Below are 16937 nucleotides of genomic sequence, written 5' to 3' on the forward strand. Positions count from 1 at the left end.
CACCGCTATTGAAAAAGGCGCGTTCCGTGAGGTTCGCGCCTTTTTTATTGCCCGCATTTCGGTATTAGATCGTTCCCACGCTCTGCGTGGGAATGCAGCCCTGGACGCTCCGCGTCCCTTTCGAGAGCTGGAACGCGGAGCGTCCCTTGAGTCATTCCCACGCAGAGCGTGGGAACGATCGGGCAAAAAAAAGGGCGACCGAAGTCGCCCAAAATGCCTTGCGTGCTCATTGCTCCAGAAAGACCCTACGGTTATTTCCGCTTGTGCGAATCCTTCCAGATAAAAAATCCAAACCCTGCAAAAAACAGAACCATGAGGCCGACTGTCAGCACTCCGGCGATCACCACGTTGTCGAAAAACATGATTGGCCTCCTGCACTTGCCCTGTTGCGATGGGGCTAAGTTAACCAATCGGGCAGGAGAGAAAATTGACCGGGATCAATGCCGCCCGAGACGGGGCGTAAAGGAAGGGAAATAACTGACCTGCATCAACCAATGCAGGGTATTTCAACGCTTTTTCGGTTTGTTCTTCGGCTTTTTTTTCGCTTTGCCCAACGGCATCGCCTGCTCGAACGCCTGGCGCACTTCGTTCAGGCGCTTTTCATTAAGGTCATGAACACGTTTGGCGCGTTCAGCGTTGAGGTCGATCAATTTGTCATCTTGGCTCATGGCGTTCAGTGCGTCGCTTGGAAATGAATTCAGCTGCCGCATCGCTCGGCAGGATTACGCCAATAATGCGGTCTGGCGCGGGCGCTGACCAGCGGTCCGATACTTCAGATCTCGATATCGACCCACAACCCCTGACGCGGCTGATGCTCCATCAACGGCACCACTGGCACGGTGTTGTCGGCATTAAGCTCATTGCCGGGGATCGCCAGGTGTTCTTCAGGATCTTCATCGGCCTCACGGCGCCGCCGCTCTTGCTCTTGTTTGCGACGTTGTTCCTCGCGCAGTTGCAGGCCCGCCTCTTCCGGATCGCGCTTTTGCAGGTCGATGGTGCTTTCGTTGGAGCTTTCCTGCACCGGCACCACGGGCGGAATATCGGGGCGCTGGCGGATCGGATCCTGCTGTGAAGTGATCGGGACGGCGCTCAAGGGGAGCATCGGTGGCAGCATATTATTAGTCTCCTGTCAGCAGGCTGTCGGCTGCGGGGATGGCGACTTGAGCCATCGGTCGCAAACTTGTGATCCACCTGACACCGCAGGAGCTGGTGCAGCCTGCGATCTTTTGATCTTCATCTCCCGAAAAGTTCGCATCCGCCCTCAGCGCACGCATGTAATCCTTTGGTCCTGCAGGCTCATTCCGTTAAGATAGCCCGCTTTTTCAAGGTGGGAGTCAGGCAGCATGGCGCAGCAGTATCAACCGGGGCAACGCTGGATCAGTGACAGCGAAGCCGAGCTGGGTTTAGGCACCGTTCTGGCACAGGACGGCCGCTTGTTGACCGTGCTCTACCCGGCCACTGGCGAGACCCGCCAGTACGCGCTACGGAATGCGCCCCTCACCCGCGTGCGGTTTTCGCCGGGTGACAGCATCACTCACTTCGAAGGCTGGAAGCTGACCGTCCAGGAAGTCGACGACGTTGATGGCCTGCTGGTCTACCACGGCCTCAACGCGCAGAACGAAGGGGTCACCCTGCCGGAAACCCAACTGTCGAACTTCATTCAGTTCCGTCTGGCCAGCGACCGTTTGTTCGCCGGACAGATCGATCCGCTCGCCTGGTTCTCCCTGCGATACAACACTCTGGAACACACCAGCCGCCAGTTGCAGTCCTCCCTTTGGGGCCTGGGCGGCGTGCGGGCGCAACCGATCGCGCACCAATTGCACATCGCCCGTGAAGTCGCCGACCGTATCGCGCCACGCGTTCTGCTGGCAGACGAAGTGGGCTTGGGCAAGACCATCGAAGCCGGTCTGGTGATCCATCGCCAACTGCTCTCGGGCCGCGCCAATCGCGTATTGATCCTGGTGCCGGAAAACCTCCAGCACCAATGGCTGGTGGAGATGCGCCGCCGCTTCAACCTGCAAGTCGCGCTGTTCGACGAAGAACGCTTTATCGAAAGCGATGCCGCCAACCCGTTCGAAGACACCCAGCTTGCATTGGTTGCGCTCGAATGGCTGGTGGACGACGAAAAAGCCCAGGACGCACTGTTCGCGGCCGGCTGGGATTTGCTGGTGGTCGACGAAGCGCACCACCTGGTGTGGCACGAAGACCAGGTCAGCCCTCAGTATTCGCTGGTGGAACAGCTTGCTGAAGTCATTCCTGGCGTATTGCTGCTGACCGCGACCCCGGAACAACTGGGTCAGGACAGCCACTTCGCCCGTCTGCGCCTGCTCGACCCGAACCGTTTCCATGACCTGCACGCTTTCCGCGCCGAGAGCGAAAACTATCGCCCGGTGGCCGAAGCCGTTCAGGAGTTGCTGGACCAGGGGCGCCTGTCGCCTGAAGCGCACAAGACCATCCACGGTTTCCTCGGCAACGAAGGCGAAGCCCTGCTGAGCGCCGTCAACGATGGCGATACCGAAGCCAGCGCCCGTCTGGTCCGCGAATTGCTGGACCGTCACGGCACCGGCCGCGTGCTGTTCCGTAATACCCGAGCCGCCGTGCAGGGTTTCCCGGAACGCAAACTGCACCCGTACCCGCTGCCGTGCCCGGCCGAATACCTCGAACTGCCGTTGGGCGATCACGCCGAGCTGTACCCGGAAGTCAGCTTCCAGGCCCAGCCGGACGCCAACGAAGAAGAGCGTTGGTGGAAATTCGACCCGCGTGTCGAGTGGCTGATCGACACTCTGAAAATGCTCAAGCGCACCAAAGTGCTGGTGATCTGCGCCCACGCCGAAACCGCCATGGACCTGGAAGACGCCCTGCGCGTGCGCTCCGGCATTCCGGCCACGGTCTTCCACGAAGGCATGAACATCCTCGAGCGTGACCGCGCCGCTGCCTATTTCGCTGACGAAGAATTCGGCGCTCAGGTGCTGATCTGCTCGGAAATCGGCAGTGAAGGTCGCAACTTCCAGTTCTCGCACCATCTGGTGTTGTTCGATCTGCCGTCGCACCCGGACCTGCTGGAGCAGCGTATCGGTCGTCTCGACCGGATCGGTCAGAAGCACATCATCGAACTGCACGTGCCGTATCTGGAAACCAGCCCGCAAGAACGGCTGTTCCAGTGGTACCACGAAGCGCTGAACGCGTTCCTCAACACCTGTCCGACCGGCAACGCCTTGCAGCATCAGTTCGGCCCACGCCTGCTGCCGCTGCTGGAAACCGCCGATGACGGCGAGTGGCAAGCGCTGATCGACGAAGCCCGCGCCGAGCGTGAGCGTCTGGAAGCCGAACTGCACACCGGACGCGACCGCTTGCTGGAACTCAACTCCGGCGGCGCTGGCGAAGGTGATGCACTGGTCGAGGACATTCTTGAGCAAGACGATCAGTTCGCCCTGCCGATCTACATGGAAACCTTGTTCGACGCCTTCGGCATCGACAGCGAAGACCATTCGGAAAACGCGCTGATCCTCAAGCCAAGCGAAAAAATGCTCGATGCCAGCTTCCCGCTGGGCGATGACGAAGGCGTGACCATCACCTACGACCGTAACCAGGCGCTGTCTCGCGAAGACATGCAGTTCATCACTTGGGAACACCCGATGGTTCAGGGCGGCATGGATTTGGTCCTGTCCGGTTCGATGGGCAACACCGCCGTAGCGCTGATCAAGAACAAGGCGCTGAAACCGGGCACCGTGTTGCTGGAACTGCTCTACGTCAGCGAAGTGGTTGCCCCGCGTTCGCTGCAACTGGGCCGTTACCTGCCGCCGGCCGCCCTGCGCTGCCTGCTCGACGCCAACGGCAACGACCTGTCGACCCGAGTGTCGTTCGAAACCCTGAACGATCAACTGGAAAGCGTGCCCCGCGCCAGCGCCAACAAGTTCATCCAGGCCCAGCGCGATCAGCTGACGCCACGGATCAACGCCGGCGAAGAGAAAATCACCCCGCGTCACGCCGAGCGCGTGGCCGAGGCGCAACGTCGCCTGGCGGCCGATACCGACGAAGAACTGGCACGCCTGACCGCGTTGCAAGCGGTCAACCCGACCGTGCGCGACAGCGAACTGGTTGCATTGCGCAAGCAACGTGAGCAAGGCCTGGCCATGCTCGACAAAGCAGCGCTGCGACTGGAAGCGATTCGGGTGTTGGTGGCGGGTTAAGTCCCTTCTGCTCCACCACTAAAAAGAAGGCCCGCTGCGATGCGGGCCTTTTTTTGTCTGCCGATCGTTCCCACGCTCTGCGTGGGAACGCAGCCCGGGACGCTCTGTGTCCCTTTCGAGAGCTGGAACGCGGAGCGTCCCTTGAGGCATTCCCACGCAGAGCGTGGGAACGATCATTTACGCGGTGACCGCCGGAATCTGCGGCTCAGCCACCGCCACCAAACCTTCCTTCATTCGCTTGGCATCCCTCACAAAACATCTCGATGCCAAAAACAGAAACACCATGGTAAAGAACAACGCCACCGGAATCAGGTACATCGCGTCATGCAAACCAACAGCCTTGAACGCTTCGGTCATCTGCTCAGCGCCGGCCGAGAGCATCGCGGTGTGCGCAAAGTGATCCGACAAGCCGCCCACCACCACCGGCCCCAAGCCACCACCCAACAGGTATAACCCGGCAAAGAACAACGCCATCGCCGTGGCCCGCAAGCGCGGTTCGACCACGTCCTGAATCGCCGTGTACACGCAGGTATAGAAGTTGTAGGCGAACAACCAGCCCAAACTGAACACCGCGACAAACACCCCGATCTCTATTCGTCCGGCATACAGCCCCCAAGCGGTGCACACGCTGGAAATGAGCAGGCTGAATGCCCCGAACAGCAACCGCCCATTGCCCCCCCGCTGATGAATCTTGTCCGCAATCCAGCCGCCGAGCGTCAGGCCGACCAGCCCCGTCACCCCGACGATCACGCCGGTCGCCACCGCTGCGTCCTGCAACGGCATCAGGAAATAACGCTGCAGCATCGGCACCATAAACGAGTTGCAGGCATATGAGGCGAAGTTGAAGCACAGTCCCGCCATCACCAGCCATAAGAAAGTCGGCACCGCCAGCACTCGTCGGATCGGCCGGTCCACGCGCTCCTGAGACACTTGCACGCTTTCCGCCGCGCCGCGTTTTGGCTCTTTGATGAAGAACATGAAGACTGCCAGGATCAGTCCCGGCACCGCTGCGATGAAGAACGGCGCGCGCCAGCTGTCGAACGCCTTGACCATCCAGCCGATGGTGAAGAACGCCAGCAGCAACCCCAGCGGCAGACCAAGCATGAAAATGCCCATGGCCCGAGCCCGACGATGAGCCGGAAACAAATCACCGATCAGCGAGTTGGCGGCCGGTGCGTAACTGGCCTCACCGATGCCGATGCCCATGCGTACGATCAAAAAGCTCCAGAAGCTGCCCACCAGCCCGTTGACCGCGGTCAGCCCGCTCCATGCCGCCAGGCCCCAGCCCATCAATTTGCTGCGCGAACCGGTGTCGGCCAAGCGCCCTAGGGGCAGGCCGGCAATGGCGTAAACGATGGTGAATGCAGTCCCGATGATCCCCAACTGAAAGTCGCTGAGGTGCCATTCCATGCGGATCGGCTCGATGATGATCGCCGGAATGGTGCGGTCGAAGAAGTTGAACAGGTTGGCCAGGAACAGCAGGAACAGAATGCGCCAGGCATTCGCCGCTTGGGTCGAGTTCTGCATGGGTCCGTCTCTTTATTGTTATTGGGGCTTCACTGCCAATGCATTCGAGCCCGGAACCGTCAATCTAGTCAGGCCCGCCAGCGCTGTCTGTAATTATTCGTAAAGCTGATACCCATCCATGGCAGCCAATGCGGTCCAGGCGACAAATTTATTTCCAATCGTTCTAAAAGCCATTCCAAAACATTGGCATTAACGTGCCACCACCCCTTGCGCTTCATACAAGGCCTCTATACTGCAAGCATTCGCCTGCGTGCATGGCGCAGGCCAGGATGACTCAGAGATGGAACATGCTATGGAGTGGCTTGGTTTGCATTTCATGACCGGGCTGCCAGAGAGCGGGCAGGTCATACTCGATTGCACCCATAACCCTTTGCTGGTGTTGCTGGCCTATCTGGTGGCCTGCACGGCCGGCTTCGCCACGCTGGACATGACCGAGCGGGTCGGGCATGTGGAAAAATCCGCCTCTCAACGACTCTGGCGCTGGGTCGGTGCCGGGTGTCTGGCAGGCGGTATCTGGGCCATGCACTTCATCAGCATGCTGGCGTTCCAGGCACCGATCGAAATCCAGTACCACCTGCCCACCACCCTGCTCTCGCTGTTATTCGCCCTGACCGCCTCATGGCTGGCCATGCGTACCCTAAGCCATCCTCAGCTGAATTTCTGGCAATACCTGCGGGCCGCGGTGTGGATTGGCCTGGGCATCGCAACCATGCACTACGTGGGAATGGCCGCCCTGCGATCGAATGCACTGATCTATTACCAACCCGTACTGTTCGCCCTCTCCATCGTGATCGCCATCGGTGCCAGCCTGGCTGCCCTGTTGATTTCCAGTCATTTGCGCGATGGCACCGGCCTGTTTCATCAACTGCTCAAATATATCGCCAGCCTGGTGCTCGGGGCCGGCATCGTCAGCATGCATTTCACCGGCATGGCGGCGCTCAGCCTGGTACTGCCTGATGGCAGTCTTCAACCGCTGCCCGGCGACAACAATCATCTGCAACTGGGGTTGACGGTGGCAGTGATGACGCTGCTGATCATCGGCAGCAGTATCAGCGCTGCATGGGCGGACAAGAAGCTGCAACACAAAGAACATGACCTGCAGCGGGTCAACGCCCTGCTCAGTCAGTTGGATCAAGCGCGCATGTCGCTGCAACAGGTGGCGCATTACGACTCCTTGACCAACCTGATCAATCGCCGAGGCTTCAACCAGATCTTCGCCGAGAAACTCATCGAGAAAACCAACGAAGGCGGCATGCTCGCGGTGATGTTCCTCGACATCGATCACTTCAAGCGGATCAATGACAGTCTGGGCCATGATGCCGGGGATGAATTGCTCAAAGTGCTGTCCAGCCACATCAAGGCCTCGGTGCGCAGTCACGAAGACGTGGTGGCGCGCTTCGGTGGCGATGAATTCTGCATCCTCATCACCCTGTACGACCGTGAAGAAGCGCGGCAAATGGCCCAGCGCATCATGTTGAAAATGAAGGAACCCATCGAATTGTCCGGACGGCGCATGGTCATGACCACCAGCATCGGCATCAGCCTGTTTCCGGAAGACGGCAAGACCTGCGAAGAACTGCTGAAAAACGCCGACCTGGCGCTGTACCAGTCCAAGGACTGCGGCCGTAACGCCCTGCATTTTTTCAGTTCAAACCTGAAAACCCGCGCCACCCTGGAGTTGCAACTTGAAGAGGAACTGCGCCACGCCCTGCGTGAAAACACCGGGTTGATGCTGTATTACCAACCGATCTATGACCTGCGAATCGGCCAGGTCACCAAACTTGAAGCGCTGATTCGCTGGCAACATCCGGTTCACGGATTGCTCACTCCGGATCGGTTCATCGCCATTGCCGAAGCCAACGATCTGATCGCCGAACTGGACAACTGGGTGCTGCGCAAGGCCTGCGAGGACTTGGGCGAGCTGTCCCGCCACGATTGCGAAAACCTCAAAATCGCGGTGAATTGCTCGCCCCTGAACCTGGCGCGAGAAGAACTGGCCAATGAAATCGAATACGCCCTGCACGTCTTCGGGGTGGCGCCACACCGGCTGGAACTGGAAGTGACCGAGAATGCGCTAATGGGCAATATCACCAACACTCTGGTATTGCTGCGGCAGATTCGCGCCCTCGGCATCTCGTTGTCGATCGATGACTTCGGCACCGGTTATTCATCCCTGGCCTACCTCAGGCGCCTGCCATTGAACACGCTGAAGATCGACCGCTCATTCATTCAAGACATTCCCAAGGCGACTCAGGACATGGAAATCGTTCAGGCCATTATCGTCATGGCCCATACCCTGCATTTGCAGGTTGTCACCGAAGGCGTCGAAACCTTCGAGCAATACGACTTTCTCGAACGCCACGGCTGCGATTTCGTTCAGGGCTACCTGCTCAGCCGTCCGGTGCCGCTGGCCGAACTGCATCCAGTGCTGGCCGAAATCAACCAGCGCAAGCACATGCACACCGTCAATCCTCTAAGTCTGGCTCGCGGCATAGCTGCACTAGCGTCGCCGGATCCTTTTCCAGAAACCTCTGCCCCCCATGGCGGCGCATCAGTCGTGCGGCCAATCCGCTGATCGGAGACCAGCCAACTCCGGCAAATCCAGCGAAGGTAACGTTGCCATCATTTAGCCTCCTTTTGATTAAAGATCATCGAGTATTGGCCGATTCATCATGATTAAGGAAAGGATTCCCCAAGCGACGCTCAGGCCCAGGCCCTGACGCTTGGGTCACTTTCGCGCTGCAAAAAAGACGCGAGATCCATTCCGTGATGACTCGATGACACCTTGTCGCCGAGCCGACCATTCCAGGTATATGGCGCACAATGACTTCTAAAAACAATCCGGCCACCGCGGTATCCGACCTGACCCTGAGCCCCGCGGCGAACAGCCCCTCATCGTCGAAGCCATTGACCCCGTCGCGTCCGCTGGCGACTCAGCAATACCTCTACTTCACCGAAACCAATACCGACCGCATCCTCGACAACCTCGACGGCTTGCGCGACCTGGTATTCCCGCGCCCACCGCACCTGGAAGGTGACAACGAACAACACAACGATCAGGAATTCCCATCGGTATGCCTGATTGGCCTGGGCCGTTGTGGTTCGAACATCGCGCTGGACGTGGCGGAGTTGGTGTACAACGCCCGCAAGTTCTATCTCAACGAATTCAATAACGAAGACCGTCTGTCGCCGGATAAACGCTACGCCGAAAAGGGCTACAGCCCGGCTCAGTGGATTCGCAACAACCTGCGCCTGGGGCCGAACAAGGCCACTAAACCGGTGTTTCTGGTTGAGCCGTTGGTGATGCTCGGCGACTTGGACAAAGACATCGCCGGTCGCATCCGTTTCTCGCGCAAGGGCGAAAAAAGCGGCTTTTTACGCGACTACAGCAAAATGAAAATCATGGACTTGTCGGAAGTCCACGCCGGTGGCGCCGGTAACGCGCCGATCCTCGGCCAGTACCTGGCCAAGATCATCCTGAACAAGGACACCCAGCGATTCTCCAGCCCTGACTGGAAGATGATTCACTCGTACCTGATCGACAGCTGCGGGATCAAGGCCAACCAGTCACGCCTGTATTTCTCGATTTTCAGTGCCGGCGGCGGTACCGGTTCGGGCATGGCCTCGGAGTTCGGCCTGGCCCAGCAGCACTCGTACATGAACAAGACGTTCGACACCAAGCCGATGGACGAGCACGACGGCAAGAGCGGTCATTCCTTCGTCTTCGAGCCGATCTTCACCAGCGGCATTTGCGTACTGCCGAATATTTCCGATCACCGCAGCGAAATGTCCGAGGCGCTGCACATCAATGCCGGTCGCCTGTTGTGCAAATACCTGTCGGAAGAATGGGACTTCTCCTACAACTTCGCCAACGAAGACAGCAGCGAAGCCAGCGTCATGGGCCGTATTCGCCCATGGAACGCGATGATGCTGATCTCCAACGACATCATGCGTTACGCCGAAGAAAGCGATGACGGCAACATCCAGAACATTGATGTCAATGCCATGGAAAAGCACGCCAACCAGTACATCTCACAGCAGATCTTCAACATTCTGACGGCGCAAGCGGTGACCACCGACTATGACCAGAACTATTTCCGTCGCGCCGGCATCGACATCGGCGAAACCATTCGCCTGGACGCCAACGACCTGTTCATGAGCCTGGCCGGCCCGGTGGCGATTGCCTACGCCGAATCCGTGGTGCCGGAAACCCCACCGCCAAGCAGCGACAAGTTCAAGGTGTTCGAGAAAGAGCCGCAACGCCTGAACATCGACGACTTGTTCTTCCGCTCAATCGACCTGCCGCACTTCAACAAGGTCACCCAGGCGATCGAAGGCATCAGCCTGCTGCCGATCGAGTCCAAGCGCTATCGAGCCTCACTGGAGCAATACAAGAATTCGGGCTATGACGCGGCCGCATTGCACGACCTGCACTTCTTCAAGAACTGCTCGTCGGTGGTGTCGATTGTGTCCTTGCCCAAGGACTACAAGCTGTCCTACATGGACCTGAACCGGTTGAAGACCCACCTCAACAGCCTGTTCCCCAACACCACGCTAAAGCGTTATGCGCTGGTGATCGGCGCCTCGGCCAACCTGTCGCTGACCACCCTGATCGCCAAGAGCCCGTGCCTGTCGGACGACTTCCTGACCCTGATCGTGGCCTTCATCAAGCGCTGCTTTGCGAAAAACCCGTACCGCTTCGACGAGACGCTGGACAACTCGATCCTGGACTTCATCATCAATGAAGACTTCGACGAAGACCGTATCGACGAACTGCTCAACGAATTCGAAAACCCGGCGAAAATTCTCGATACCAACTGGTACGCGATCAAACCGATGTACGAGAAGAAGTACCGTGAGCTGATCAACGACAAGGACAAGTTTGTCTCGATCAACGACATCCGTTTGTCTCGGGATTGCGTGAAGAAGGCGATCAAGTATCTGCGCGAGATTTACCGTCACCGGATTGGCAAGACCAAGGTTATTTCGCTTAATAACCATACGGGCAAGACCGCTTAAATCGCACTGACCCCAATGTCGATCGTTCCCACGCTCCTCGTGGGAATGTAGCCCGGGACGCTCTGCGTCCCAAAAGCGGACGCAGAGCGTCCATTGAGGCATTCCCACGCAGAGCGTGGGAACGATCACATTCAGAAACAATTAAGCAGCCAATCGGCTGCTTACTTAACTGTTCCCGTTACGTTTACGTCACCGTTATGCCGGCCTTTCTGTGGCCTTTCTCCACGGCAACATGCCAGCACGCTACTCGGCTACACACTTTTGCCCGACAACGATCAGCACCAAATCGGTGCAATCATTCAAGCCTGCGCCCTTTCCTGGATCAGAATCCACGGCGAAACCACCACCGCCCAAAGCTCGGGATCGCGCTCGAAAAGATCCAGCGCCCGCGTTTCAGACAGCTTGGCGACCTTGTCGGCGGCCAACCAGGCAGCCACTTTCTCGCCTTCATCGGTTGCCACCGCTTCTGCCGCAGCGATCAAATCCAGGCTTGGGTCGACCCACAATAGGGCACCCTTGGCGAAGAACGGCTCCAACTCTTTCCAGGTAATAGATGCGGTCTCACCAAGCAGTTTGGCATAGAGGGTGCTAGCGTCTTGAGTCATGGGTCCTGTCCGCAAAAGAAATCCGATGCGAATGATAACGTCGGTATTGCGCCAGAAAAACCCGGATGCAATTGCGTTACCGATTGAAAAACGCAGGAAAAGCCAAGGAATGCTGCTGAATCAAGCATTAGCCAGCTAACATCCCGCCGTGATTCTGTCTTTTTCTTTCAATAAAGCGACACCCTCAGGTTTTGCCCCCTGGCGCCAGCTTCCCAGGCTAACAATCGGCGCTCTACACTGTACCGGTACAGTTGCCGGGGGCATTTTCCGGAGGGTATCGAAAGATATCTGACCCGGTTCTGCTGCTACGGCGCCAGGACTATAAAAACTACAACAGTAAGAGTGGAGCACTATGACTAAGGCTACTAAGCAGATTTCACAACTGTTTGCCGCTATGGTTCTGGCCGGGGTTGCCAGCCATTCGTTCGCCGCTGACACCATCAAGATCGGTATCGCCGGCCCTAAAACCGGCCCTGTAGCCCAATACGGCGACATGCAGTTCAGTGGCTCCAAAATGGCCATCGAACAAATCAACGCCAAGGGCGGCGTCAATGGCAAGAAACTCGAAGCCGTTGAATACGATGACGCCTGCGATCCAAAACAAGCCGTGGCTGTCGCGAACAAAGTCGTCAACGATGGCGTCAAGTTCGTGGTGGGTCACCTGTGCTCCAGCTCCACTCAACCGGCTTCGGACATCTACGAAGACGAAGGCGTGATCATGATCACCCCGGCTGCCACCAGCCCGGACATCACCACTCGCGGCTACAAGATGATTTTCCGCACCATCGGCCTGGACAGCGCCCAGGGCCCTGCCGCCGGTAACTACATCGCCGACCACGTCAAACCGAAAATCGTTGCTGTGCTGCACGACAAACAGCAATACGGTGAAGGCATCGCCTCGGCCGTGAAGACTACCCTCGAGAAGAAAGGCACCAAGGTTGCCGTGTTCGAAGGCATCAACGCTGGCGATAAAGACTTCTCCTCGATGATCGCCAAACTCAAACAAGCCAACGTCGACTTCGTCTACTACGGCGGCTACCACCCGGAGCTGGGTCTGCTTCTGCGTCAATCCCAGGAAAAAGGCCTGAAAGCCAAGTTCATGGGTCCGGAAGGCGTGGGTAACGACTCCATTTCGCAGATCGCCAAGGAAGCTTCCGAAGGCCTGCTGGTGACTCTGCCGAAATCCTTCGACCAGGATCCGGCCAACATCGCCCTGGCGGATGCGTTCAAAGCCAAGAAAGAAGACCCGAGCGGTCCGTTCGTGTTCCCGTCCTACTCGGCTGTCCAGGTGATTGCCCAGGCCATCACCGAAACCAAGAGCGAAGACACCACCAAAGTGGCTGAAGCCATCCACAAAGGCACCTTCAAAACCCCAACCGGCGACCTGACGTTCGACGACAAAGGCGATCTGAAGGACTTCAAATTCGTGGTTTACCAGTGGCATTTCGGCAAACCTAAAACTGAAGTTTCGCCTCAGTAAGGCCTTGGCCTGACTGACTGAATAAAGCCCACGGCGTGCCGTGGGCTTTGTTTTACGAACGTATTGGGCCGCGCTGGCGTGATCCGCCAGTCTCCCCACCTGAAAATCTCAAAACCGTCATCAGCGGTTCGCTGGCAAACCTCGAATTCGAAGTGGATGCAGATCCACGGGGCTCGAGCGGGAAAATGACTCCACCAGTGAAATGCGTATCAGGTTTTTAGGAGCGCTGTAATGCCTGACATCTATCACTTCTTCCAACAGCTGGTTAACGGTTTGACCGTTGGCAGTACGTATGCCCTGATCGCCATCGGCTATACGATGGTTTATGGCATCATTGGAATGATCAACTTCGCCCACGGCGAGGTGTACATGATCGGCTCTTACGTGGCGTTCATCGCCATCGCCGGGCTGGCCATGCTGGGACTCGACAGTGTGCCGCTGTTGATGACCGCCGCTTTTCTCGCAACCATCGTTGTAACCAGTGCCTACGGCTATAGCATCGAACGGATCGCCTACCGCCCACTTCGCGGCAGCAACCGTCTGATCCCGCTGATTTCCGCCATCGGCATGTCGATCTTCCTGCAGAACACGGTTCTGCTGGCGCAAGACTCCAAGGACAAATCCATCTCCAACCTGATCCCTGGCAACTTCGCCATCGGGCCAGGTGGCGCACATGAAGTGCTGATTTCCTACATGCAAATCGTGGTGTTCGTGGTGACCCTGGTCGCCATGCTCGGCCTGACGCTGTTCATCTCCCGCTCTCGCCTGGGTCGCGCCTGCCGCGCCTGTGCCGAAGACATCAAGATGGCCAACCTCTTGGGTATCAACACCAACAACATCATCGCCCTGACCTTCGTCATTGGTGCCGCACTGGCGGCTATCGCGGCCGTGCTGCTGAGCATGCAATATGGCGTGATCAACCCGAACGCCGGTTTCCTGGTCGGCCTCAAGGCCTTCACCGCAGCAGTACTGGGCGGTATCGGCAGCATCCCCGGCGCGATGCTCGGCGGGCTGGTGCTTGGGGTGGCGGAAGCCTTTGGTGCCGATATCTTCGGCGACCAGTACAAGGACGTCGTGGCGTTCGGCCTATTGGTCCTGGTGTTGTTGTTCCGGCCAACCGGCCTGTTGGGCCGTCCGGAGGTTGAGAAAGTATGACTAGGAATCTTAAACAGGCGTTGTTCAGCGCCTTGCTGGTGTGGGCTGTTGCCTACCCGGTACTCGGTCTGAAACTGACCATTGTCGGCATCAACCTCGAAGTCCATGGCACCAGCAACGCCACGCTGATCACCATCGCCGTGTGTTCGGTGCTGATGTTCTTGCGCGTGCTGTTCGACCAGCAGATCAGCTCGGCGTGGAAAGCCTCGCCCAACCTGCCGGTGATGCCGGCCAAGGCCAGTAACTTCCTGACCCTGCCGACCACCCAGCGCTGGATCATCATCGCGCTGATCATCGGTGCGCTGGTCTGGCCGTTCTTCGGCTCCCGCGGCGCGGTGGACATCGCCACGCTAGTGCTGATCTACGTGATGCTCGGCCTCGGCCTGAACATCGTGGTCGGCCTGGCCGGCCTGCTCGACCTCGGTTACGTCGGCTTCTACGCCGTGGGCGCCTACAGCTACGCGTTGCTGTCGCACTACTACGGCCTGAGCTTCTGGATCTGCCTGCCGATCGCCGGGATGATGGCGGCCACCTTCGGCTTCCTGCTCGGTTTCCCGGTACTGCGTTTGCGCGGTGACTACCTGGCGATCGTGACCCTGGGTTTCGGTGAAATCATCCGTCTGTTCCTGCGTAACCTGACCGACCTCACCGGTGGCCCGAACGGCATCAGCAACATTCCCAAGCCAACGCTTTTCGGACTGACCTTCGATAGAACTGCCGCAGATGGACTGCAGACCTTCCACGAGTACTTCGGCCTGACCTACAACCCGGTAAACAAGGTGATCTTCCTTTACCTGATCGCGGTGTTGTTGTCGCTGTTCGCCCTGTTCGTCATCAACCGTTTGCTGCGCATGCCCTTGGGCCGTGCGTGGGAAGCGCTGCGTGAAGACGAAATTGCCTGCCGTGCGCTGGGTCTCAATCCTACGGTCATCAAGCTGTCGGCCTTCACCCTCGGTGCTGCGTTCGCCGGTTTCGCCGGTAGCTTCTTCGCCGCGCGCCAAGGCCTGGTGACACCGGAGTCCTTCACCTTCATCGAGTCGGCGACCATCCTCGCCATCGTGGTGCTGGGCGGCATGGGCTCGCAACTGGGCGTCGTGCTCGCCGCCACGGTGATGATCCTGTTGCCGGAAATGATGCGTGAGTTCAGTGAATACCGCATGTTGATGTTCGGCGCCTTGATGGTGCTGATGATGATCTGGCGTCCTCAGGGTCTGCTGCCCATGCAACGCCCTCACATGGAGCTGCGCAAATGAGCCGCGAGATCCTGAAAGTAGAAAATCTGAGCATGCGCTTCGGCGGCTTGCTCGCGGTCAACGGCGTAGCCCTGAGCGTGAAGGAAAAACAGGTCGTGGCACTGATCGGCCCCAACGGCGCCGGAAAAACCACCGTGTTCAACTGCCTGACCGGTTTCTACAAACCGAGCGGCGGCAGCATCCTGCTGGACGGCGAAGCGATCGAAGGCCTGCCCGGCCACAAGATCGCCCTCAAAGGCGTGGTGCGCACCTTCCAGAACGTGCGACTGTTCAAGGACATGACCGCGGTCGAGAACCTCTTGATCGCCCAGCACCGTCACTTGAACACCAACTTCCTGGCCGGTCTGTTCAAGACGCCGGGCTTTCGCAAAAGCGAACGCGAGGCCATGGAATACGCCGAGTACTGGCTGGAAAAGGTCAACCTCAAGGCGTTCGCCAACCGTCCGGCCGGCACCCTGGCCTACGGTCAGCAACGTCGCCTGGAAATCGCCCGCTGCATGATGACCCGCCCACGGATCATCATGCTCGACGAACCGGCCGCCGGCCTGAACCCGAAGGAAACCGAAGACCTCAAGGCGCTGATCGGCATGCTGCGTGAAGAGCACAACGTTACCGTGCTGCTGATTGAACACGACATGAAACTGGTCATGAGCATTTCCGACCACATCGTCGTGATCAACCAGGGCACGCCCCTGGCCGATGGCACGCCGGAACAGATCCGCGACAATCCTGAAGTGATCAAAGCCTACCTGGGGGAAGCGTAAATGCTGCAGTTCGAAAACGTTTCCACCTTCTACGGCAAGATCCAGGCGCTGCACAGCGTCAACGTCGAAGTCCGCCAGGGTGAGATCGTGACCCTGATCGGCGCCAACGGTGCCGGCAAGTCGACCCTGCTGATGACCCTCTGCGGTTCGCCGCAAGCCCACAGCGGCAGCATCCGCTACATGGGTGAAGAGCTCGTCGGCCAGGACTCGTCGCACATCATGCGTAAAAGCATCGCCGTGGTCCCGGAAGGTCGTCGGGTGTTTGCCCGTCTGACCGTGGAAGAGAACCTCGCCATGGGCGGATTCTTCACCGACAAAGGCGATTATCAGGAACAGATGGACAAGGTCCTCGGACTTTTCCCTCGCCTGAAAGAACGCTTCGCCCAACGCGGCGGCACCATGTCCGGCGGCGAACAGCAAATGCTCGCCATCGGCCGTGCGCTGATGAGCAAGCCCAAGCTATTGCTGCTCGACGAGCCTTCGCTGGGCCTGGCACCGATCATTATCCAGCAGATCTTCGACATCATCGAACAACTGCGCAAGGACGGTGTGACGGTGTTTCTGGTGGAGCAGAACGCCAACCAGGCACTGAAAATCGCTGACCGTGCCTACGTGCTGGAAAACGGCCGGGTGGTGATGCAAGGCACTGGTGAAGCGCTGCTGACCGACCCGAAAGTGCGCGAGGCATACTTGGGTGGTTGAGTGATTGTGGTAAACAAGAAAACGGCCTTCGGGCCGTTTTTTTATGATTTCTGGAGTTCTCAATCGGTCGACTAAAACGCCGCAAATCCCGTAGGAGCCGGCTTGCCGGCGAAGGCGTTTTCATCGGCGCTGCATGACGTGAAGCCGCCTTCGCTGGCAAGCCAGCTCCTACAGATGCCGTGAACGCCGCAAATCCCGTAGGAGCCGGCTTGCCGGCGAAGGCGTTTTTATGGGCACTGCAT

Annotated in this window: 13 protein-coding genes; 8 read left to right on the forward strand and 5 right to left on the reverse strand. The window is 58.4% G+C overall.

The window, feature by feature from the left end; genetic code table 11:
• Positions 1–251: 251 nt before the first annotated feature.
• The 3 genes from ccoM to MEB48_RS09050 form a co-directional block, all read right to left on the reverse strand.
• The gene (ccoM, locus tag MEB48_RS29235) at positions 252–362 is read right to left on the reverse strand and encodes a cytochrome c oxidase subunit CcoM (RefSeq protein ID WP_277397045.1); all 111 of its coding nucleotides are present in this window, start codon (positions 360–362) and stop codon (positions 252–254) included.
• Between the two features lie 144 nt (positions 363–506).
• A complete protein-coding gene (locus MEB48_RS09045) occupies positions 507–668 on the reverse strand; it encodes a hypothetical protein (RefSeq protein WP_008074569.1) in 162 nt (53 codons plus the stop codon).
• 104 nt (positions 669–772) lie between these two features.
• Positions 773–1114, reverse strand: a complete 342-nt coding sequence (locus MEB48_RS09050; protein ID WP_237883820.1) for an aspartate-semialdehyde dehydrogenase — start codon at positions 1112–1114, stop codon at positions 773–775.
• A 229-nt stretch (positions 1115–1343) separates the two neighbouring features.
• On the opposite strand from MEB48_RS09050, the gene rapA reads away from it, so the two are divergent.
• On the forward strand, positions 1344–4190 hold the full coding sequence (rapA, locus tag MEB48_RS09055) for an RNA polymerase-associated protein RapA (RefSeq protein WP_237883822.1): 2847 nt from the start codon (positions 1344–1346) through the stop codon (positions 4188–4190).
• Between the two features lie 177 nt (positions 4191–4367).
• Here the strand turns inward: rapA and MEB48_RS09060 are convergent, their stop codons facing one another.
• Positions 4368–5717: a spinster family MFS transporter gene (locus MEB48_RS09060; protein ID WP_237883825.1), complete on the reverse strand. Its 1350-nt coding sequence runs from the start codon at positions 5715–5717 to the stop codon at positions 4368–4370.
• Positions 5718–6009: 292 nt separating this feature from the next.
• On the opposite strand from MEB48_RS09060, the gene MEB48_RS09065 reads away from it, so the two are divergent.
• Together MEB48_RS09065 and MEB48_RS09070 are read left to right on the forward strand one after the other, a co-directional pair.
• The gene (locus MEB48_RS09065) at positions 6010–8292 is read left to right on the forward strand and encodes a putative bifunctional diguanylate cyclase/phosphodiesterase (protein WP_237884035.1); all 2283 of its coding nucleotides are present in this window, start codon (positions 6010–6012) and stop codon (positions 8290–8292) included.
• A gap of 248 nt (positions 8293–8540) precedes the next feature.
• Positions 8541–10736 carry a hypothetical protein gene (locus MEB48_RS09070; protein WP_237883827.1) on the forward strand — a complete coding sequence of 732 codons (2196 nt, stop codon included), beginning with the start codon at positions 8541–8543 and terminating at the stop codon, positions 10734–10736.
• A gap of 299 nt (positions 10737–11035) precedes the next feature.
• Here MEB48_RS09070 and MEB48_RS09075 read toward each other — a convergent pair whose 3' ends face one another.
• On the reverse strand, positions 11036–11341 hold the full coding sequence (locus tag MEB48_RS09075; protein WP_237883829.1) for a DUF2288 domain-containing protein: 306 nt from the start codon (positions 11339–11341) through the stop codon (positions 11036–11038).
• Positions 11342–11693: 352 nt separating this feature from the next.
• Between MEB48_RS09075 and MEB48_RS09080 the strand changes: the two genes are divergently transcribed.
• The 5 genes from MEB48_RS09080 (at position 11694) to MEB48_RS09100 (ending at position 16695) form a co-directional block, all read left to right on the forward strand.
• Positions 11694–12821 carry a branched-chain amino acid ABC transporter substrate-binding protein gene (locus tag MEB48_RS09080; protein WP_237883831.1) on the forward strand — a complete coding sequence of 376 codons (1128 nt, stop codon included), beginning with the start codon at positions 11694–11696 and terminating at the stop codon, positions 12819–12821.
• A gap of 231 nt (positions 12822–13052) precedes the next feature.
• Complete coding sequence (gene livH, locus MEB48_RS09085; RefSeq protein WP_237883833.1) at positions 13053–13976, forward strand: high-affinity branched-chain amino acid ABC transporter permease LivH; 924 nt, start codon at positions 13053–13055, stop codon at positions 13974–13976.
• On the forward strand, positions 13973–15229 hold the full coding sequence (locus MEB48_RS09090; protein ID WP_237883835.1) for a high-affinity branched-chain amino acid ABC transporter permease LivM: 1257 nt from the start codon (positions 13973–13975) through the stop codon (positions 15227–15229). Before livH ends, MEB48_RS09090 begins: the two co-directional genes overlap by 4 nt.
• On the forward strand, positions 15226–15993 hold the full coding sequence (livG, locus tag MEB48_RS09095; protein WP_237883837.1) for a high-affinity branched-chain amino acid ABC transporter ATP-binding protein LivG: 768 nt from the start codon (positions 15226–15228) through the stop codon (positions 15991–15993). The genes MEB48_RS09090 and livG overlap by 4 nt, the downstream gene beginning before the upstream one ends.
• Positions 15994–16695 carry an ABC transporter ATP-binding protein gene (locus MEB48_RS09100; protein ID WP_095054074.1) on the forward strand — a complete coding sequence of 234 codons (702 nt, stop codon included), beginning with the start codon at positions 15994–15996 and terminating at the stop codon, positions 16693–16695. It abuts the gene before it with no gap.
• The last annotated feature ends 242 nt before the right edge of the window (positions 16696–16937 follow it).

It is taken from the genome of Pseudomonas sp. PGPR40 (genome assembly GCF_022014505.1).
Lineage (GTDB): Bacteria > Pseudomonadota > Gammaproteobacteria > Pseudomonadales > Pseudomonadaceae > Aquipseudomonas.